Here is a 19440-nt window from a genome sequence, read left to right on the forward strand (position 1 = left end):
AGTGTTGGTTGCGGGGGCCGGATTTGAACCGACGACCTTCGGGTTATGAGCCCGACGAGCTACCAGGCTGCTCCACCCCGCGTCCGTGGAAGCGCACTATACTCGGATAGGTTTGTGATGCAACCCCTTTTTCACATAAATCATTAACTTTGTATGTAAAGTGAACGGCATTGCGACATTTAGACTATTTTTTGCTCTGAATTTGCCAAAGGGCATGCGATCGCATTTCATTCGCTTTGTCGGTTTGTTATCTTCATCACGCGGAAATGGGCAACTTAAAGACGAGATATAATGAAAGGACGTTGGGCGAAGTATCTGATGGCGGGCGCAATGGTAGCGATTCTTGCGGCCTGTTCTTCCAAACCGACCGATCGCGGTCAGCAGTATAAAGACGGGAAGTTATCCCAGCCTTTCTCTTTAGTTAATCAGCCTGACGCCGTTGGCGCGCCGATCAACGCCGGTGATTTCTCCGAGCAGGTCTACCAGATCCGCAATGCCTCGCCGCGTCTGTATAGCTCACAGAACAATGTTTATAGCGCGGTACAGGACTGGCTGAAGGCGGGCGGCGATACGCGCAACATGCGCCAGTTTGGTATTGATGCCTGGCAAATGGAAGGGGCGGATAACTACGGCAACGTCCAGTTCACCGGCTATTACACGCCCGTGGTTCAGGCGCGACACACACGCCAGGGCGAGTTCCAGTACCCTATCTACCGTATGCCGCCAAAACGCGGCCGTCTGCCGTCCCGCGCCGAAATCTACGCCGGTGCGCTGAGCGAAAACTACGTCCTGGCCTACAGCAACTCCCTGATGGATAATTTCATCATGGACGTGCAGGGCAGCGGCTACATTGATTTTGGCGACGGTTCACCGCTTAACTTCTTCAGCTATGCCGGGAAAAACGGCCATGCCTACCGCAGCATCGGTAAGGTGCTGATTGACCGCGGCGAAGTGAAAAAAGAAGATATGTCGATGCAGGCGATCCGCGAGTGGGGCGAAAAGCACAGTGAAGCCGAGGTGCGCGAACTGCTGGAGCAGAACCCATCGTTCGTCTTCTTCAAGCCGCAAAACTTCGCCCCGGTGAAAGGGGCCAGCGCCGTGCCGCTGATTGGCCGCGCGTCGGTGGCATCGGATCGTTCTATCATTCCTGCGGGTACCACGTTGCTAGCGGAAGTCCCTCTGCTCGACAACAACGGCAAGTTCAACGGCAAATATGAGCTGCGTCTGATGGTAGCCCTGGATGTGGGCGGAGCGATTAAGGGACAGCACTTTGATATCTATCAGGGCATTGGCCCGGATGCCGGTCACCGTGCAGGCTGGTATAACCACTACGGACGCGTATGGGTGCTGAAGGCCGCGCCGGGCACCGGAAACGTATTCAGCGGCTGATTGTGGTATTCTGAGCGCAATACGGATTACTGTTCAGGGTGAGGAAAACCTCACCCTTTTTACATCTGAGGTTTTATGTCTGTGGTAATCAGCGATGCCTGGCGCCAGCGTTTTGGCGGCACGGCACGTCTCTATGGTGAAAAAGCCCTGCAGCTGTTTGCGGATGCGCACGTCTGCGTCGTGGGCATTGGCGGTGTCGGCTCCTGGGCGGCGGAAGCGCTGGCGAGAACCGGGATTGGCGCAATCACGCTGATTGATATGGATGACGTTTGTGTGACCAACACTAACCGTCAGATCCACGCCCTGCGTGATAACGTCGGCCTGGCGAAGTCCGAGGTGATGGCGGAGCGCATTCGCCTCATCAATCCGGAGTGTCGGGTGACGGTGATCGACGACTTTGTGACGGCAGATAACGTCGCGGAGTACATGAGCAAAGGCTACAGCTATGTGATTGACGCCATCGACAGCGTGCGGCCTAAAGCGGCGCTGATCGCATACTGCCGTCGTTACAAGGTGCCGCTGGTCACGACTGGTGGCGCGGGCGGGCAAATCGATCCTACGCAGATCCAGGTTGCCGATCTGGCGAAAACCATTCAGGATCCGCTGGCTGCCAAGCTGCGTGAACGCCTGAAGAGCGACTTCAATGTGGTGAAGAACAGCAAGGGCAAGCTGGGCGTTGACTGCGTGTTCTCCACCGAAGCGCTGGTCTACCCGCAGGCGGATGGTTCAGTTTGTGCGATGAAAAGCACGGCGGAAGGGCCAAAACGCATGGACTGCGCGTCAGGCTTTGGGGCGGCCACCATGGTAACCGCCTCTTTTGGCTTTGTGGCGGTCTCTCACGCCCTGAAGAAGATGATGGCGAAGGCGGAACGTCAGGCCTGAGCCTGACGTGCGGCGTCCAGCACCGCGTCGCTGAGCGCGATCAGGCCCTGACCGCGCGAGGCGCTAAGCTGTGCGCGCAGCCCCAGCTCGTCGAACAGCGCCAGCGGCGAGTGCGTTGACAATTCCGCCGCGCTTTTCCCCTCAATGGCGGTTAACAGGACCGCCAGCAGGCCCCGGACGATGCGCCCTTCGCTGTCGCCGAAGAAATGCAGCTTCTCGCCGGAGACGCTCACGCCCAGCCAGACGCGGTTTTCACAGCCCGCAATCTCTTTCGCCTGCGCTTTAAGATCGTCGGAAAGAGCTGGGAGCTGTTTACCCAGCAGGATCAGCTGACGATATTTATCTTCCCACTGCTGGAGCGGGGCGAAGGTCTGTTTTAAGGTCTCTTCAGTGATGACCGTGCCAAACGGATGTCCGGCTAAAGCAGCGCTAGTCATTAATCCACCAGTATTTCAAGGGCGCGGTCAACGGCGCTAACCAGCGCGTCGACATCGCTTTGGGTATTATACGGCGCAAACGAGGCGCGCAGCGTACCGCTTACGCCGAGCGCCGCCAGCAGCGGCTGGGCGCAGTGCTGTCCTGCGCGCAGGGCAATGCCGTATCCGGCCAGCAGCGTCACCATATCGCTATGATGCACGCCAGCAAAATCAAAGGCGAGCAGGCTGGAATCCTGAACGCGGAACGAGCGGAAACCCGGGCGTTTTTTCAGTTCTTCCTCTGCCAGCGTCGCCAGTCCTCGGCTCCAGCTTTCCGCCTGAACCGCGTCCGTTTCCGCCAGCCATTCAAGTGCGGCGCTGAGGCCGATGACCCCGGCCACGTTCGGCGTGCCCGCTTCCAGACGGTAAGGCACCTCCTGCGTTTTAAAACCGTCGAAGGTCACTTCGGTAATCATTTTGCCGCCGCCGAGCCACGGCGTCATTTTTGCCAGCAGTTCTGGCTTACCGTACAGCGCGCCAATCCCGGTTGGCCCGTAGAGTTTGTGTCCGGAGAAGGCGTAGAAGTCGATATCCAGCGCCTGCACATCAGCGGGGAAATGAACCACGCCCTGAGCACCGTCGACCATCACCACCACGCCGCTGGCATGGGCAATCTCAATGGCGCGAGCCAGATCCGGACAGCCGCCGGTGACGTTGGACATCTGCCCCAGCGCCAGAATGCGGCTGCGGGGGGTAATCAGCTCAGGGAGACGGGCCACGTCAGGCAGGAAGTCTGCACTCAAGGGGAGCTTAACAACGCGCGCGCCCGTTTGCTCAGCCACCATCAGCCACGGCACCAGGTTAGCGTGGTGCTCTGCTTCGCTGACAATGATCTCGTCCCCTGGCTGCAGCAGCGGGCGGGCATAGCACTGGGCCACCATATTGATGGCTTCGGTCGTGCCGCGCGTCCAGACGATATTTTTCCCGCTTTCGGCATTGATCAGGCGTGCAACCTGATCGCGTGCGGCTTCATAGCGCGCGGTCAGGCGCTGCGCTTCGGCAAACTGGCTGCGATGTACGTTGCCGGCGCTCAGGCTGTAGAACTGCTGCGTGGCCTCGATCACCGCCTGGGGTTTCAGGGCCGTGGCGGCGCTATCAAGATAAATACCGGCATCGGCCAGCGCCGGAAACTGTGCGCGAAACTGCGCAGGACTGAAAGCGTTCATGGAATTCCTCGTGTCGATAGAGAGATCGTCGCGCAATTTCAGCGGCAGGGCAAGGAGGTTGATATCTATCAGATTTGTCTGCTTATCCTGGCGACATCGAAAAAGCAGGTTATGCTAAATAGTGTTAGGCGGATATTTTAGCCTGTTATAAATCGAGGTTTGAATAGCATTAATTGCTAAAGGAGAATAATCATGAATAAGACAGCTGCAATCATTTCTGCCTGTGCGTTTACTTTTGCCCTGAGCGCCTGTTCTGGTAACAACTACGTGATGCACACAAACGATGGTCGTTCTATCGTTTCGGAAGGGAAACCGACTACCGATAACGATACCGGGATGATTTCGTACAAAGATGCTAACGGGAACAAGCAGCAGATCAACCGCACGGACGTGAAAGAGATGAAAGAGATCGAGCATTAACCGATCGCAGGCGAAAAAAAAGCACCGCAAATTGGCGGTGCTACATTAATCACTATGGACAGACAGGGTAAATGTACAGGAAGTGAAAAATTGGTAGCGTTGCTACCGTGGTCTGAATCGCAGACCAATTGCAAACACAACAACACAACATCACAACCGTAAGCCAAAAGCCCTTCAGAACACGCATTCCGAAAAAAGCTCTTCGTTCCGGCTCAGGAAGTGCCGCCACTATAGGTATTTGCTGGTAGTTCCTCAACGGACAAATTATAATGGCTCAGATAAAAAAAACTAATAGGTTAAACGTTGTTTCCTGTTTGTTAAATTCCGTTAACATCTAAGCCAGATAACCATGTCAAAGCGATTGCCACCCCTTAATGCATTACGCGTTTTTGATGCAGCAGCACGTCACCTGAGCTTCACCCGTGCGGCAGATGAGCTTTTTGTGACACAGGCCGCAGTAAGTCACCAAATCAAGTCCCTGGAGGATTTCCTGGGCCTTAAGCTGTTCCGCCGACGTAATCGTTCCTTGCTGTTGACCGAAGAGGGGCAGAGCTATTTTCAGGATATTAAAGAGATTTTTTCCCAGCTCACGGAAGCCACGCGTAAGCTGCAGGCCCGCAGTGCAAAAGGTGCCCTGACTGTTAGTTTATTGCCCAGTTTTGCCATTCAGTGGCTGGTGCCTAGACTCTCAAGCTTTAACTCAGCTTATCCGGGGATCGACGTTCGAATCCAGGCGGTGGATCGTCAGGAAGACAAGCTGGCCGATGATGTGGATGTCGCCATTTTTTATGGTCGCGGCAACTGGCCGGGCTTGCGTGTCGAGAAATTATACGCAGAATATCTGCTGCCGGTCTGTTCGCCTCTGCTTTTAACAGGCGACAAGGCGCTGAAAACACCCGCTGACCTGGCGCAGCATACGCTTTTACATGATGCCTCTCGCCGCGACTGGCAAACTTATACCCGTCAATTAGGTCTTAGTCATATAAACGTGCAGCAGGGCCCCATTTTTAGCCATAGTGCGATGGTGCTACAGGCTGCCATTCACGGACAGGGCGTGGCGTTGGCGAACAACGTGATGGCGCAGTCCGAAATTGAGGCAGGCCGTCTGGTTTGCCCTTTTAATGATGTACTGGTCAGCAAGAATGCATTTTATCTGGTTTGTCATGACAGTCAGGCAGAACTGGGTAAAATAGCCGCCTTCCGGCAGTGGATACTGGCGAAAGCGGCAAGCGAGCAAGAAAAATTCCGCTTCAGGTATGAACAATAACGTTTGTGTGCCGGGCACGCATTAATTCAGGACTTAAACATGACCAGCCGATTCATGCTGATTTTTGCCGCGGTGAGTGGCTTTATTTTTGTTGCACTGGGCGCCTTTGGCGCGCACGTATTGAGCAAGTCTTTGGGCGCCGTCGAGATGGGCTGGATCCAGACCGGCCTTGAATACCAGGCGTTTCATACGCTGGCTATTTTTGGGCTGGCGGTAGCGATGCAGCGCCGGATAAGCATCTGGTTTTACTGGAGTAGCGTATTTATGGCGCTGGGTACCGTGCTGTTTAGCGGCAGCCTTTACTGTCTGGCCCTCTCGCATTTGCGCCTGTGGGCGTTTGTTACACCTGTCGGCGGCGTGAGCTTCCTGGCGGGTTGGGTATTAATGTTTATCGGAGCTATCCGTCTGAAACGCAAGGGCGTTGTTCATGAATAAGGTTGTTTTATATTGTCGCCCGGGGTTTGAGAAAGAGTGCGCCGCGGAAATTACCGATAAAGCGGCGAAGCGCGAAGTCTTCGGCTTTGCTCGCGTAAAAGAAAATGCGGGCTATGTGGTATTCGAGTGTTATCAGCCTGAAGACGCCGACAAGCTGGCGCGCGAGCTGCCGTTCAGCTCGCTGATTTTCGCCCGCCAGATGTTCGTCGCGGGTGAGTTGCTGAAAGATCTTCCGCCGGAAGATCGCATCACGCCGATTGTGGGCATGCTGCAGGGCGTGGTGGAGAAGGGCGGCGACCTGCGCGTTGAGGTTGCCGATACCAACGAAAGCAAAGAGCTGATGAAGTTTTGCCGTAAGTTCACCGTGCCGCTGCGCGCAGCGCTGCGTGACGCGGGCATACTGACAAACTACGAAACGCCGAAGCGTCCGGTGGTGCATATCTTCTTTATCGCTCCAGGCTGCTGCTATGCGGGCTATTCGTACACCAATAACAATTCGCCATTCTTTATGGGCATCCCGCGCCTGAAGTTCCCGGCAGATGCGCCGAGCCGTTCTACCCTGAAGCTGGAAGAGGCGTTTCACGTCTTTATCCCGGCAGATGAGTGGGACGAGCGTCTGGCTAACGGCATGTATGCCGTCGACCTTGGCGCGTGCCCGGGCGGCTGGACCTATCAGCTGGTGAAACGCAACATGTGGGTGTCGTCTGTGGATAACGGCCCAATGGCGCAAAGCCTGATGGACACTGGACAGGTCACCTGGCTGCGAGAAGACGGTTTCCGCTATCGCCCAACCCGCAACAACATCTCGTGGATGGTGTGCGACATGGTGGAGAAGCCGGCGAAAGTGGCCGCGCTGATGGCCTCCTGGCTGGTGAACGGCTGGTGCCGTGAGACCATTTTCAACCTCAAGCTGCCGATGAAAAAGCGCTACGAGGAGGTATCCCAGAACCTGGCCTACATTCAGGCACAGCTGGATGAGCACGGTATTAACGTGGAGATCCAGGCGCGTCAGTTGTACCACGACCGCGAAGAGGTGACGGTACACATCCGTCGCTGGTGGGCGGCTGTAGGCGGACGTCGCGACGAGCGATAGTGCGTGCTTTGTTTTGCCCGGTGGCGCTGCGCTTACCGGGCCTACAAAACGGTGTTGACGTTTTAACGTTCTAACCGCAACTGCTGTAAATTCCCGTCCAGCTGTAAATCTGTCTGTAGCGTCGCCACCTCACGGCAGATAAACGCCATCTCTTTATGCGCCTCCAGCTTCTTGCGCCACTTTTCTGGCACCTCATCAAGACGGGCGTAAATCCCTTCCAGACTCTGAAAATCGGTCAGCAACTGGGCGGCGCTCTTTGGTCCAATACCGGCGACACCCGGAACCTTAGAGCTGCTGATGCCTGCCAGACCCCAATAATCCGGCAGTTGCTCAGGCAAGACGCCGAACTCGCTGGCAATAAACGGCGCGTCCAGCCAGCGTTTTTGAAAATAGTCGCGAATGCGGATCGTGGGGGAGAGCAGCTGGCAATAGCCTTTGTCAGTTGAAACGATAGTGGCCTGATGCCCGGCACTTGCCACTTTTACGGCCAGGGTGGCCGCGAGATCGTCGGCTTCATTGCCCTGTGCACCCCAGCAGGGGACGCCACGCTGCTCAAAGGCGGCACGCAGGGCGGGCATTTCGGCATGCAGATCGTCCGGCATCGGTGCGCGTCCGGCTTTGTAGTCGGGCAGGCGCTGATGTCGCCAGCCGCTGTTGCGCGCTTCGTCATCAAACACGGCCACGACGTGCGTCGGCTCGCTGTGGCGAATAAGCTGCTCCAGCGCGTGCAGGCAGGTGTCCTTGCAGGGCGTGCCTTGTACCGCATGGATTCGGCGAATCAGATTGAGCGCGTCGACGATAAGCAAATGAACAGCCACAGATATTCTCCCTTAAATCTAATGGGTAAAGGGTATCACTGTCGGCAGGATGAAACGAATAGCGTGAGGGAAAACAGGAAGAAGCCTCGCAAAACGAGGCTTCCTCAGAGGCTTAATCGCAGGTTACGATCTTCATCGCCAGGCCGCCGCGAGAGGTTTCGCGGTATTTGGCGTTCATATCTTTACCGGTTTCGTACATGGTTTCGATAACTTTATCGAGACAGACGCGCGGCTCACTGGTGCGGCGCAGCGCCATACGCGCCGCGTTCACCGCCTTGACGGAGGCGATGGCGTTACGCTCGATGCACGGCACCTGTACCTGTCCGGCAACCGGATCGCAGGTTAGCCCCAGGTTATGTTCCATGCCGATTTCCGCAGCGATGCAGACCTGCGCCGGGCTTGCGCCCAACAGTTCCGCCAGGCCCGCTGCCGCCATGGAGCATGCCACGCCGACTTCGCCCTGACAGCCTACTTCCGCACCGGAAATGGAGGCGTTCATCTTGTACAGAGAACCAATCGCGCTGGCGACCAGCAGGTAACGCGCCAGGGAGTTAGCGTTCACTTCACGGATAAACTTGTCGTAGTACGCCAGCACGGCGGGAACGATACCGCAGGCACCGTTGGTTGGCGCCGTGACGACGCGGCCCCCTGCGGCGTTCTCTTCGTTCACCGCCAGGGCGAACATGTTGATCCAGTCGACGACGGCCATCGGGTCCGTTGTCGTTTTGTCGGTGCTCACCAGCATACGACGCAGCGCCGCCGCACGACGCGGTACGCGAAGCTTGCCCGGCAGAACGCCTTCGGTGGTGATCCCGCGCTCAATGCCGCCGCGCATCACTTCCCAGACGCTAGCGAAGTGCTGTTCCAGCTCCTCTTTGCTGTGAAGGGCCAGCTCGTTTTTCATCATCAGGCCGGAGAGGGAAAGCCCCGTCTCCTGGCAGTGGCGCTGGAGATCTGCCGCGGTTTTGTACGGATACGGCACCTCAACAGAAGAGGTGGTGGTTTGACCAAAGTGGTCTTCGTCGACGATAAAGCCGCCGCCGATGGAGTAATACGTCTGGCTGTAAACCGCTTTGTCGCCGGCCAGCGCGGTAATGCGCATGCCGTTTTCGTGCAGCGACAGGTTGTCCGCATGGAAATTCATGCAGTGGTCAACCGGGAATTCAACCTCATGCTCACCGTTTGCCAGCAGCAAACGACCGTGGGTGTTCACGTCCTGGATGAAGCCAGGGATCGCGTCAATATCAACGGTATCCGGCAGATTTCCCGCCAGGCCCATGATAATGGCGATATCGGTATGGTGGCCTTTCCCGGTCAGGGAAAGCGAGCCGTACACATCGACAACCACGCGGGTGATGTCGTGCAGAATGCCGCGTGCAATCAAGTCATCCGTGAACTGCTTACCGGCTTTCATTGGTCCGACGGTGTGAGAGCTGGAAGGACCAATACCGATTTTGAAAATATCGAATACGCTAATCATGATGCGTCCATTGCTTTCAGTCAGAGGGGGAGGAGTGCGCCGCCCGAAGGCGGCGCGGGCGTTCATCAGAACATGGTGTACAGGGAGTAGAAGATCGCAGAGATAGCGATAAGGCCCATGATAACCACAAACACGTTGCTGACCTGGCCGCTGTACTTGCGCATGGCAGGCACTTTCTGAATTGCGTACATCGGCATCAGGAACAGAATCATCGCGATAACCGGGCCACCCAGGGTTTCAATCATGCCCAGGATGCTTGGGTTCAGGGTCGCTACCGCCCAGGTGGTGAGCAGCATGAACAGTGCAGTGATTTTGTTCAGCTTGTTGATTTCAATGCTCTTGCCTTTACCGCGCAGAGATTTAATCACCATACCGTTGAAGCCTTCACGCGCGCCCAGGTAGTGGCCCAGGAAGGATTTGGTGATGGCGATCATCGCGATGATCGGTGCCATCCACGCAATCAGCGGTGCGTTAAAGTGGTTCGCCAGGTAAGACAGAATAGAGATGTTCTGTTCTTTCGCTGCCGCCAGGTCCGCCGGGGAGAGGCTCAGTACGCAGCTGAAGACGAAGAACATCACGGTCAGCACCATCATCACGTGAGCGCGGGCCAGGATGCTGGAGCACTTCTTCTCTGCACCATTACCGTACTCTTCGCGTTTCGCCACGGCGAAAGAGGAGATGATTGGGGAGTGGTTGAAGGAGAAGACCATTACCGGGATCGCCAGCCACAGGGTCATCAGCAGGCCGTTACCGGTCGCAGACGCGCTGCTCAGGGACAGGGTTTCCAGCGCTGCACCGTTCCACTGTGGGATCAGGTAGCAGGCCAGCAGCATCAGCGCAGCCACAAACGGGAAGACCAGCACGCTCATGGCCTTAACAATCATCTGCTCGCCGAAGCGCACGATGGTCATCATGCCGACGATCAGGATCAGAGACAGAATGGCACGCGGTGGCGGCGTCATGTGCAGCTGGTGCGTCATGAAGCTTTCAACGGTGTTGGTGATCGCCACGCTGTAGACGAGCAGGATTGGGTAAATCGCGAAGAAGTAGAGCAGGGTAATCAGTTTACCTGCGCCAACGCCGAAATGTTCTTCAACCACTTCGGTGATGTCTTCGCCCGGGTTTTTACCGGACAGCACGAAGCGGGTCAGACCGCGGTGTGCGAAGTAGGTCATCGGGAAGGCGATGATGGCCATGATGATCAGCGGAATCAGACCGCCGACGCCTGCGTTGATAGGAAGGAACAGTACACCAGCGCCGATTGCCGTGCCGTAAAGGCCCAGCATCCACATGGTATCCGTTTTGCGCCAACCACTTCGGGATTCAATCGAAGCAACGGTGCTGGTTTGAGTGGTTTCCATCTGTATCTCCTGGAGGAAGCAAATTGTCAGGTTTTTAGTCAAATCCGATGAAAAAGTGCCTGACGGTAATATGAAATTCGTTCAGTGACGGTTTTTTAATAATTTTCGCCCGTAACTATTGGCGGGCGGAAAGATACATTCTCGTTATGAATCTATCAGTGATCGCGATCCCAAATGCAATAATCCACTTATGATGTGGGCATCTTTAGACCATTTATCTGTTAAAAAAACATCAAATAGAATTTACGGGCGCGAAGGCTACCACCAACGACATGTGGGCTAAAAGAGCGGCCCGCAATATAGGTGTCTTCCGCTGTAAAGATATGGGTTTTTAGGATTTTCTTGCGGGTAATTTAGTTTAAGGCTGATAAATTACGGTTGTTAAATGGAGGTAATCGATTGCGTTTGCCGTAAGTTTGTTAAATTTATAAGTGAAGCCTATGAATTGATTCGGTAATAAAAAAAGCCGGGATCCGCTACAGGGTGCCCCGGCTTTGAGGAGAAGAAACTGAGCGTTACGTGCAGATTTCGTAGCACGGAATGTAGGCTGAACCTGGCAACTTCATGCGGTGTTGAGCCACAAAGCCCTGAAGCATGTCGTCCATACGGCGCATCATCTCCGGGTCGCCGTGGATCTTGTACGGACCATACTGCTCAATCGCGCGGATGCCCATCTCCTTCACGTTGCCCGCCACAATCCCGGAGAAGGCGCGACGCAGGTCGGCGGCCAGCACTTCCACCGGCTGGTCCGGGTAGAGTTTCAGGTTCGCCATATTTTCATGGGTCGGCTCGAACGGGATCTGCAGGTCAGGCGCAATACGGATTGACCAGTTAAAGCTGTACGCATCACCGGTATCACGACGATTCTCTTTCACCAGCGGCATCGCTTTTTTCATCTGGCGAGCCACTTCCGCCGCATCATCAATGATGATGCGATAGTGACGACGCGCGGCTTCTCCCAGCGTATGCACGATAAACTCGTCCAGCACGCGGAAGTAGTCGGCGCTCTCTTTCGGGCCGGTCAGGATCAGTGGCAGAACCTGATCTTTGTTGGCCGGGTTCATCAGAATCCCCAGCAGATAGAGCAGCTCTTCCGCCGTTCCCACGCCGCCCGGGAAGATGATAATCCCGTGAGCGATACGAACAAACGCCTCAAGACGCTTCTCGATATCCGGCATGATAATCAGCTCATTGACCAGCGGGTTAGGCGGCTCAGCGGCGATGATTGACGGCTCGGTCATGCCGATAAACCGCCCCTCTTTGTAACGCTGCTGCGCATGACCCACGGCTGCACCTTTCATTGGTGCTTCCATTGCACCCGGACCACAGCCGGTACAGATATTCAGCTCGCGCAGGCCAAGCTGCGTTCCGACCCGACGGGCATAGAGATATTCGGTTTCGTTAATCGAGTGGCCGCCCCAGCAGACGACCATGTTTGGTGCTTCGCCAACGTGCAGGGCGCGGGCGTTGCGCAGAATAGAGAACACCAGGTTGGTGATATGAACGGAGCTTTCCAGGTCGAGATGCTGGAAGCGGCCCGCGTTGTGAATCTGCCCGTTAACAAACAGGATGTCGCGCAGGACGGCAAACAGGTTGGCCTGAAGGGAACGAATGATACGCCCGTCGACAAAGGCCTCTTCCGGCGGGTTGATCACTTCCAGTTTCACGCCACGCTCGCGGCGCAGCACGTTAATATCAAAGCTTTCGAAGCGGGACAGCAGTTCTTTACTGTTATCTGTCAGGCTTCCGGAGTTCAGTACGGCAAGTGAACAGTTACGAAACAGTTGATAAAGATCGCTGCTGGCCGTGCGTTTAAGCATGTCCACTTCCAGCTGCGACAACATATCCATTGAGCCAAGCGGGCTAATATGTGTAATCAAGTGAGCTCCTTATGGGACGATTATCGTCATTCCCTTTGATTACAATAGCCCTGGCGCGTGACGTTTCACAACACTTCGGCGGAATACCGCACGCATATTGTGAAAATATTTATATTATTGACGCACCAGCCGGCCCGTTGCTGGCACAAAATCGGTGTTGGTGCGCCACGGGTTAATGTCCAGCCCGCCACGGCGGGTATAGCGCGCGTAAACGCTCAGTTTCTCCGGCTGGCAGAAACGCTGAATATCGTTAAAAATACGCTCCACGCACTGCTCGTGAAATTCGTTGTGATGGCGGAACGACACCAGATAGCGCAGCAGTTTTTCCCGGTCAATTTTCGGGCCGCGGTACTGGATCTGCACCGAACCCCAGTCCGGCTGGTGGGTAATCAGGCAGTTGGACTTCAGCAAATGGCTGACGAGCGTCTCTTCAACCACTTTTCCGCCCGCCGCGTTTTCGAGGTAATCGGCGCTGAATTCATAATTCTCCACCTCGATGTCCTGCTCGTCGATGCAGGTCCCGTGGAAGTGGGCAATGGGCTGTCCTTCCAGCTCGTGCAGGCGGTATAACGAGACGGACACGTTCCCCTGCGCGCAGGCGGCTAAATCCCGCTCCAGCGTTTGCTGAACCTCGTCCCAGCTGTTGAATCGGGTCTGGTTGAAGCTGTTGAGATAGAGTTTAAAGCTTTTGGACTCGACCAGATTCACGCTGGCATAGTCCAGCTCAACGTGGCCCACGGCCACCTGCGGCAGACCGTGCGCGTTAAGCCAGGAGAGTTCGTACAGCGTCCAGATATCGCCGCCGACAAACGGCAATGCGTCCGCATGCAGTCCAAGAGGATCGCGGTTCAGGCTGCGCGGCACGCCCTGCAGCAGGCTTGCATCGTAGGTATCGCGGTAATCGGTCGATTTACCCAGCGTTAGGCCGGTTAACGCCTGATGATTTTCGTAAGACATGTTTCATAGCCACTTTACAGGTACACTTATGGGCAGAGTTTATCCTGTCTTACAAGAAGAGAGAAATCGGTGGACATCGAAACTGCAAATGCCCTTACTACCTTCACAACCCGCTATTGCGACGCGTGGCATGAAAAGCACGGAACATGGCCGCAAAGCGCTGATTTATATGGCGTGCCGTCGCCGTGCATTATCTCTTCGCAGGATGACTATGTTATCTGGCAGCCGAAGCCCAATACCGCTGAGCAAAATGTAAATGCAGTTGAACGGGCTATGGACCTTGTGGTACAACCAGCGGTTCACGCGTTTTATGCCACGCAGTTTGCAGGTGATATGCCCGCGCGCTTGGGTGATTTGACGCTGACGCTGTTGCAGACCTGGAGCGAAGACGATCTGCAGCGTGTTCAGGAAAACCTGATTGGTCATCTGGTCACGCAAAAACGCCTTAAGCTTTCTCCGACGCTCTTTATTGCCACGCTGGACAGCGAACTGGATGTGATATCCGTCTGCAACCTGTCCGGGGAAGTGATTAAAGAGACCATCGGTACCCGCAATCGCGAAACGCTCGCCCCCTCTCTTGCGGATTTCCTTACCCGGCTTGAGCCACTTCTGTAATCCATGATGCTACGACGCGTGTGAGAGATCTCTTACAAGGTTTGTGAGAGATCGCTGGATCATTCAGTATTGCCTTATTTAATTCAGATTAATATCACTCTGTTTTTCAAAGAATTAGTTGTTCATCGCATCTTTTTTAGGGATTTCTTACGGCTTACAGTGCTGCAAGGGTGGGTTGTAAGACGAAGCGGAATAGCGGATTCTATCTCCGTCGACAGGATGCCGACACGAGAAACGAACATCAGGATGATGGCGTTTCTTACTCAGGACACGCCAGGATGGCGCTGCAGGAAGGCTTCAGGATGAAGCAAAAGGATAACGCAGGACGCGTAAGGGACACCTCCAGGAAGGAGAACGAGAACCGAACAGGATGGTCGGTGGGTCAGGAAGGCCAGGACGTTTCAGGACGAAACAAACACGTCAGGAAGATGTGTGCAGGATGCAAAAGGTATAAGGATGACCAGGCCTTCGGGCATCAGGAAAAGTTGTCACGGAAGAGCAGGGAGCACGAATTGTAGCTGGAATGCTGCGAAACGAACCGGGAGCACTGTTTTTACAGTGCTCCCTTTTTTATTTCTGTCTTCCGCAATGCTATGCTGCGCGCCGTTCACTTTTTCAGTTGAGGTTACTATGACGCAACACGATAGCGTTCGTGCTCAGTTGCACGCCATCGAAGCCCTTTTGCGCCAGCATCAGCTGTGGCAGGAGACCGCGCCGAATCCGGAAGCGTTTGCCAGTACCCAGCCATTCTGCCTGGATACGCTGGCACCGTTCGAGTGGCTTCAGTGGGTATTAATCCCGCGCATGCACGCGCTGCTGGAAGGCGGCCACCCTTTGCCGCAGGCGTTCGCCGTTTCTCCCTACTATGAAATGGCGCTTGAGGCGACGCACCCTGCTCGCGATGTGATGCTGGTTGAACTGGAAAAACTGGACGCCCTGTTTGCCGGTGAAGAGGCATGACGCTGGAAATCCTCTATCAGGACGAGTGGCTGGTGGCGGTGAATAAACCGTCTGGCTGGCTGGTGCACCGCAGCTGGCTGGATCGCGACGAGAAAGTGGTGGTGATGCAAACCGTGCGCGACCAGATTGGTCAGCATGTGTTTACCGCGCACCGCCTCGACAGACCGACTTCCGGCGTGCTGCTGATGGGGCTTTCCAGCGAGGCGGGCCGCCTGCTGGCGCAGCAGTTCGAACAGCACAAGATCCAGAAGCGCTACCACGCGATCGTTCGTGGCTGGCTGACCGAATCCGCCACGCTGGACTATCCGCTGGTGGAGGAGCTGGACAAAATCGCCGATAAATTTGCCCGCGATGACAAAGGCCCGCAGCCCGCGGTGACGGATTATCGCGGCATGGCGACAACGGAAATGCCGGTAGCAACCAGCAAATTCCCCACCACGCGCTACAGCCTGGTTGAGCTTTTGCCCAAAACCGGACGCAAGCACCAGCTTCGCCGTCATCTTGCGCACCTGCGCCACCCGATTATTGGCGACAGCAAGCACGGCGATCTGCGCCAGAACCGCAGCGCGGCAGAGCATTTTGGCTGTAACAGACTGATGCTGCACGCCAGCGAGCTTAGCCTGACTCACCCGTTTACCGGTGAACCACTGATTATTCGTGCCGGGCTGGACGACGTCTGGACGCAGGCGCTGTCACAGTTTGGCTGGCGGGGACAACTCCCCGAAAATGAAAGGGTTGAGTTTGTATCAGGCAACGTTCAGGATGAACGGTAAGCGCAATAATTACGGGAGCAAAGCATGGCTGAAGTAGGCATTTTTGTCGGCACAATGTACGGCAACTCGCTGCTGGTAGCGGAAGAGGCTGAGGCGATTTTGACAAGCCAGGGCCATAAAGCCACGGTCTATGAAGACCCGGAGCTGGCGGACTGGGAAAAGTATAAAGATAAATACATTCTGGTAGTGACCTCCACCACCGGTCAGGGCGATCTCCCGGACAGTATCGTGCCGCTTTTCCAGGGCATTAAAGATCGGCTTGGCTACCAGCCGGACGTTCACTACGGCATCATTGCCCTTGGCGATAGCTCTTACGCCAACTTCTGCGGTGGCGGCAAGCAGTTCGATGCGCTTCTTCAGGAACAGAGCGCCCAGCGCGTCGGCGAGATGCTGCTGATTGATGCCGGTGAGCATCCTGAACCCGAAAGCGAGTCGAACCCGTGGGTTGAACACTGGGCAACGCTACTTAAATAGTTTCGTAGGCCGGGTAAGGCGTAGCCGCCACCCGGCAACAAAGCCGCATCAAATCCTCAATTCCGTGAAGTATCTTCCACTGCTTTGGGCTTATGCCTCAAACCACGTTCCCCACACTCCTCAATGTTGTGTTTCTGCACGGTGAGCGAACCTGTCACTCCTTCATATACTTTTCCGGTCACAATAAAACGGCTCCAGGCCGTACTAAAACGACAAAACTTATCTCATTCTGATTACCCTACCGGTGCTGTACAGAATGAACAGGCGAAAGCTATGTTTCAGGAGTGCAACAATGAGTACATTAAGCCACGCAGCGAGCAGCGCTGAAAAGCGCACTAATGCCCGCTACTGGATAGTGGTGATGCTGTTTATCGTCACGTCCTTTAACTATGGTGACCGCGCCACGCTGTCGATTGCCGGCTCGGAAATGGCAAAAGACATCGGCCTTGATCCGGTGGGCATGGGTTACGTTTTTTCTGCATTCTCGTGGGCCTACGTCATCGGCCAAATTCCTGGCGGCTGGCTGCTGGACCGTTTTGGCTCTAAACGCGTCTATTTCTGGTCCATCTTTATCTGGTCTGCTTTTACCCTTTTGCAGGGTTTCGTCGATATCTTCAGCGGCTTTGGCATTATCGTGGCGCTCTTTACGCTGCGCTTTCTGGTAGGCCTGGCGGAAGCCCCTTCCTTCCCGGGCAACAGCCGCATTGTCGCGGCCTGGTTTCCTGCGCAGGAGAGGGGAACAGCGGTGGCAATTTTTAACTCTGCCCAGTATTTCGCGACGGTGATCTTTGCGCCCATTATGGGCTGGCTGACGCATGAGGTGGGCTGGTCGCACGTCTTCTTCTTTATGGGCGGGCTTGGGATCGTCATCAGCTTTATCTGGCTGAAAGTGATCCACGAACCGAATCAGCACCCTGGCGTGAACAAGAAGGAGCTGGAATACATTGCTGAGGGCGGGGCGCTGATCAATATGGATCAGAAATCTGACAAAGCAAAAGTCCCCTTCAGCCAGAAATGGGCGCAGATCAAGCAGCTCGTCGGCTCGCGCATGATGATCGGTATCTATCTCGGTCAGTACTGTATCAACGCCTTAACCTACTTCTTTATCACCTGGTTCCCGGTTTATCTGGTGCAGGCGCGCGGCATGTCGATCCTCAAAGCGGGGTTTGTTGCCTCGGTCCCGGCAATCTGCGGCTTCATCGGCGGCGTGCTTGGCGGGGTCATTTCCGACTGGCTGATGCGCCGCACGGGTTCGCTGAACATCGCGCGTAAAACGCCGATTGTGCTCGGCATGCTGCTCTCCATGACCATGGTGTTCTGTAACTACGTCAGTGCCGAGTGGATGATTATCGGCTTTATGGCGATGGCCTTCTTCGGCAAAGGGATTGGCGCGCTGGGCTGGGCGGTGATGGCGGATACGGCACCGAAAGAGATCAGCGGCCTGAGCGGCGGTCTGTTCAATATGTTCGGCAACGTTTCCGGGATTGTTACACCTATCGCTATCGGCTACATCGTCGGCACCACGGGGTCTTTCAACGGCGCGCTGATCTACGTCGGTGTGCATGCCCTGGTGGCGGTGCTGAGTTACCTGGTGCTGGTGGGTGATATTAAACGCGTCGAACTTAAACCTGTTGTGGAGCGCGGATGATGACAACACAATCAAGCCCTGTCGTTACGGAAATGAAAGTTATCCCGGTGGCCGGTCAGGACAGCATGCTGCTCAATATTGGCGGCGCGCATAACGCATGGTTTACCCGCAATATCGTGGTGCTGACCGATAGTGCAGGCAATACCGGGGTAGGTGAAGCCCCCGGCGGGGAAGTGATCTACCAGACCCTGGTAGAGGCTATTCCACAGGTTGTAGGCCAGGAAGTGGCTCGTCTGAACAAGGTGGTTCAGCGGGTGCATAAGGGCAATCAGTCGGCGGACTTTGATACCTTCGGCAAGGGCGCGTGGACGTTTGAACTGCGCGTCAATGCGGTCGCCGCCCTGGAAGCGGCGCTGCTGGATTTACTCGGTAAAGCCCTTAACGTTCCGGTCTGCGAACTGCTGGGGCCGGGCAAACAGCGCGATGCGGTCACCGTGCTGGGCTATCTGTTCTTCGTTGGCGATCGCAATAAAACCGATCTCCCCTATCTGGCTCGTTCACCGGGTGACCACGACTGGTATCAGCTGCGCCATCAGGAAGCGCTGTCCAGCGAGACGGTTGTGCGCCTGGCTGAAGCAGCGCAGGATCGCTACGGCTTTAAGGATTTCAAGCTGAAAGGCGGCGTGCTGCCCGGCGAGCAGGAGATTGAAACGGCCCGGGCGCTGAAAAAACGCTTCCCGGAGGCGCGCATCACCGTTGACCCGAACGGCGCCTGGCTGCTGGATGAGGCGATTAGCCTGTGTAAAGGTCTCGGGGACGTGCTGACCTACGCGGAAGACCCGTGCGGCGCCGAGCAGGGCTTCTCAGGCCGTGAAGTGATGGCCGAATTCCGCCGCGCAACCGGGCTGCCGGTTGCGACCAATATGATCGCCACCAACTGGCGTGAAATGGGCCACGCGGTGATGCTGAACGCCGTCGACATTCCGCTGGCAGACCCGCACTTCTGGACGCTCTCCGGCGCGGTTCGCGTGGCGCAGCTGTGCGATGACTGGGGCCTGACCTGGGGCTGCCACTCCAATAACCATTTCGATATCTCGCTGGCAATGTTTACCCACGTTGGCGCGGCGGCGCCGGGTAACCCGACCGCCATCGACACCCACTGGATTTGGCAGGAAGGCGAAGCTCGCCTGACGAAAAATCCGTTGGAGATCAAAAACGGTAAAATTGCCGTACCCGATGCGCCGGGGCTGGGTGTGGAGCTTGACTGGGATCAGGTTCATCAAGCCCATGAGGCGTATAAAAAGCTACCGGGCGGCGCGCGTAACGACGCGGGCCCGATGCAGTACCTTATCCCCGGCTGGACATTTGACCGTAAGCGCCCTGTTTTTGGACGTCACTGATAAAAG

General features: G+C 55.8%; 19 protein-coding genes and 1 tRNA gene. 12 read left to right on the plus strand and 8 right to left on the minus strand.

All coding sequences use genetic code 11. The features are described 5' to 3' along the window. Positions 1-5: 5 nt before the first annotated feature. Positions 6-82 (minus strand) — tRNA-Met (locus IM299_RS13930). A 209-nt stretch (positions 83-291) separates the two neighbouring features. Here IM299_RS13930 and mltA point away from each other — a divergent pair. Both mltA and tcdA read left to right on the plus strand, forming a co-directional pair. Further along, positions 292-1389 carry a murein transglycosylase A gene (gene mltA / locus IM299_RS13935; protein ID WP_028014275.1) on the plus strand — a complete coding sequence of 366 codons (1098 nt, stop codon included), beginning with the start codon at positions 292-294 and terminating at the stop codon, positions 1387-1389. Between the two features lie 75 nt (positions 1390-1464). Continuing rightward, positions 1465-2271, plus strand: coding sequence for a tRNA cyclic N6-threonylcarbamoyladenosine(37) synthase TcdA (gene tcdA / locus IM299_RS13940; RefSeq protein WP_006811804.1), 807 nt, complete (start codon positions 1465-1467; stop codon positions 2269-2271). On the opposite strand, the gene csdE is transcribed toward tcdA, so the two are convergent. Together csdE and csdA are read right to left on the minus strand one after the other, a co-directional pair. Continuing rightward, entirely contained in the window at positions 2262-2708 is a 447-nt protein-coding gene (csdE, locus tag IM299_RS13945) for a cysteine desulfurase sulfur acceptor subunit CsdE (RefSeq protein WP_028014274.1), read from the minus strand. The two genes, tcdA and csdE, sit on opposite strands and share 10 nt — an antisense overlap. Then, positions 2708-3913 carry a cysteine desulfurase CsdA gene (gene csdA, locus IM299_RS13950; protein WP_059355331.1) on the minus strand — a complete coding sequence of 402 codons (1206 nt, stop codon included), beginning with the start codon at positions 3911-3913 and terminating at the stop codon, positions 2708-2710. Before csdA ends, csdE begins: the two co-directional genes overlap by 1 nt. A 192-nt stretch (positions 3914-4105) precedes the next feature. Between csdA and IM299_RS13955 the strand changes: the two genes are divergently transcribed. From IM299_RS13955 to rlmM, 4 genes are all read left to right on the plus strand, one after another. Next, a complete protein-coding gene (locus IM299_RS13955) occupies positions 4106-4333 on the plus strand; it encodes a YgdI/YgdR family lipoprotein (RefSeq protein ID WP_008499648.1) in 228 nt (75 codons plus the stop codon). Positions 4334-4682: 349 nt separating this feature from the next. Beyond that, the gene (gcvA, locus tag IM299_RS13960; RefSeq protein ID WP_014885066.1) at positions 4683-5600 is read left to right on the plus strand and encodes a glycine cleavage system transcriptional regulator GcvA; all 918 of its coding nucleotides are present in this window, start codon (positions 4683-4685) and stop codon (positions 5598-5600) included. 39 nt (positions 5601-5639) lie between these two features. Continuing rightward, positions 5640-6035: a DUF423 domain-containing protein gene (locus tag IM299_RS13965; RefSeq protein ID WP_028014272.1), complete on the plus strand. Its 396-nt coding sequence runs from the start codon at positions 5640-5642 to the stop codon at positions 6033-6035. Continuing rightward, complete coding sequence (gene rlmM, locus IM299_RS13970; RefSeq protein WP_028014271.1) at positions 6028-7128, plus strand: 23S rRNA (cytidine(2498)-2'-O)-methyltransferase RlmM; 1101 nt, start codon at positions 6028-6030, stop codon at positions 7126-7128. Before IM299_RS13965 ends, rlmM begins: the two co-directional genes overlap by 8 nt. Positions 7129-7190: 62 nt before the next feature. Here the strand turns inward: rlmM and xni are convergent, their stop codons facing one another. From xni to queF, 5 genes are all read right to left on the minus strand, one after another. Further along, positions 7191-7946, minus strand: coding sequence for a flap endonuclease Xni (gene xni, locus IM299_RS13975; RefSeq protein ID WP_028014270.1), 756 nt, complete (start codon positions 7944-7946; stop codon positions 7191-7193). A 112-nt stretch (positions 7947-8058) separates the two neighbouring features. Continuing rightward, on the minus strand, positions 8059-9426 hold the full coding sequence (gene sdaB, locus IM299_RS13980) for an L-serine ammonia-lyase II (RefSeq protein ID WP_028014269.1): 1368 nt from the start codon (positions 9424-9426) through the stop codon (positions 8059-8061). Between the two features lie 65 nt (positions 9427-9491). Further along, positions 9492-10787: an HAAAP family serine/threonine permease gene (locus IM299_RS13985; RefSeq protein WP_028014268.1), complete on the minus strand. Its 1296-nt coding sequence runs from the start codon at positions 10785-10787 to the stop codon at positions 9492-9494. A 515-nt stretch (positions 10788-11302) separates the two neighbouring features. After that, on the minus strand, positions 11303-12667 hold the full coding sequence (ppnN, locus tag IM299_RS13990) for a nucleotide 5'-monophosphate nucleosidase PpnN (protein WP_023309027.1): 1365 nt from the start codon (positions 12665-12667) through the stop codon (positions 11303-11305). Positions 12668-12781: 114 nt separating this feature from the next. Then, positions 12782-13624, minus strand: coding sequence for an NADPH-dependent 7-cyano-7-deazaguanine reductase QueF (gene queF / locus IM299_RS13995; protein WP_193357652.1), 843 nt, complete (start codon positions 13622-13624; stop codon positions 12782-12784). A gap of 69 nt (positions 13625-13693) precedes the next feature. On the opposite strand from queF, the gene syd reads away from it, so the two are divergent. The 6 genes from syd (at position 13694) to IM299_RS14025 (ending at position 19434) form a co-directional block, all read left to right on the plus strand. Continuing rightward, positions 13694-14239 carry a SecY-interacting protein gene (gene syd, locus IM299_RS14000; protein WP_028014266.1) on the plus strand — a complete coding sequence of 182 codons (546 nt, stop codon included), beginning with the start codon at positions 13694-13696 and terminating at the stop codon, positions 14237-14239. A 630-nt stretch (positions 14240-14869) separates the two neighbouring features. Continuing rightward, positions 14870-15199, plus strand: coding sequence for a YqcC family protein (locus IM299_RS14005; RefSeq protein WP_028014265.1), 330 nt, complete (start codon positions 14870-14872; stop codon positions 15197-15199). Beyond that, positions 15196-15972 (plus strand): tRNA pseudouridine(65) synthase TruC, encoded by a 777-nt coding sequence (gene truC / locus IM299_RS14010; RefSeq protein ID WP_193357653.1) that lies wholly within the window; start codon positions 15196-15198, stop codon positions 15970-15972. Before IM299_RS14005 ends, truC begins: the two co-directional genes overlap by 4 nt. Before the next feature lie 24 nt (positions 15973-15996). Then, a complete protein-coding gene (locus IM299_RS14015; protein WP_028014263.1) occupies positions 15997-16446 on the plus strand; it encodes a flavodoxin in 450 nt (149 codons plus the stop codon). Between the two features lie 292 nt (positions 16447-16738). Beyond that, on the plus strand, positions 16739-18094 hold the full coding sequence (gudP, locus tag IM299_RS14020; protein ID WP_041908405.1) for a galactarate/glucarate/glycerate transporter GudP: 1356 nt from the start codon (positions 16739-16741) through the stop codon (positions 18092-18094). Further along, the gene (locus IM299_RS14025; RefSeq protein WP_059355344.1) at positions 18094-19434 is read left to right on the plus strand and encodes an enolase C-terminal domain-like protein; all 1341 of its coding nucleotides are present in this window, start codon (positions 18094-18096) and stop codon (positions 19432-19434) included. The genes gudP and IM299_RS14025 overlap by 1 nt, the downstream gene beginning before the upstream one ends. Positions 19435-19440: the final 6 nt, after the last annotated feature.

The sequence above is a fragment of the Enterobacter cloacae complex sp. P47BA genome (genome assembly GCF_014930485.1).
Classification (GTDB): Bacteria; Pseudomonadota; Gammaproteobacteria; order Enterobacterales; family Enterobacteriaceae; genus Enterobacter; species Enterobacter bugandensis.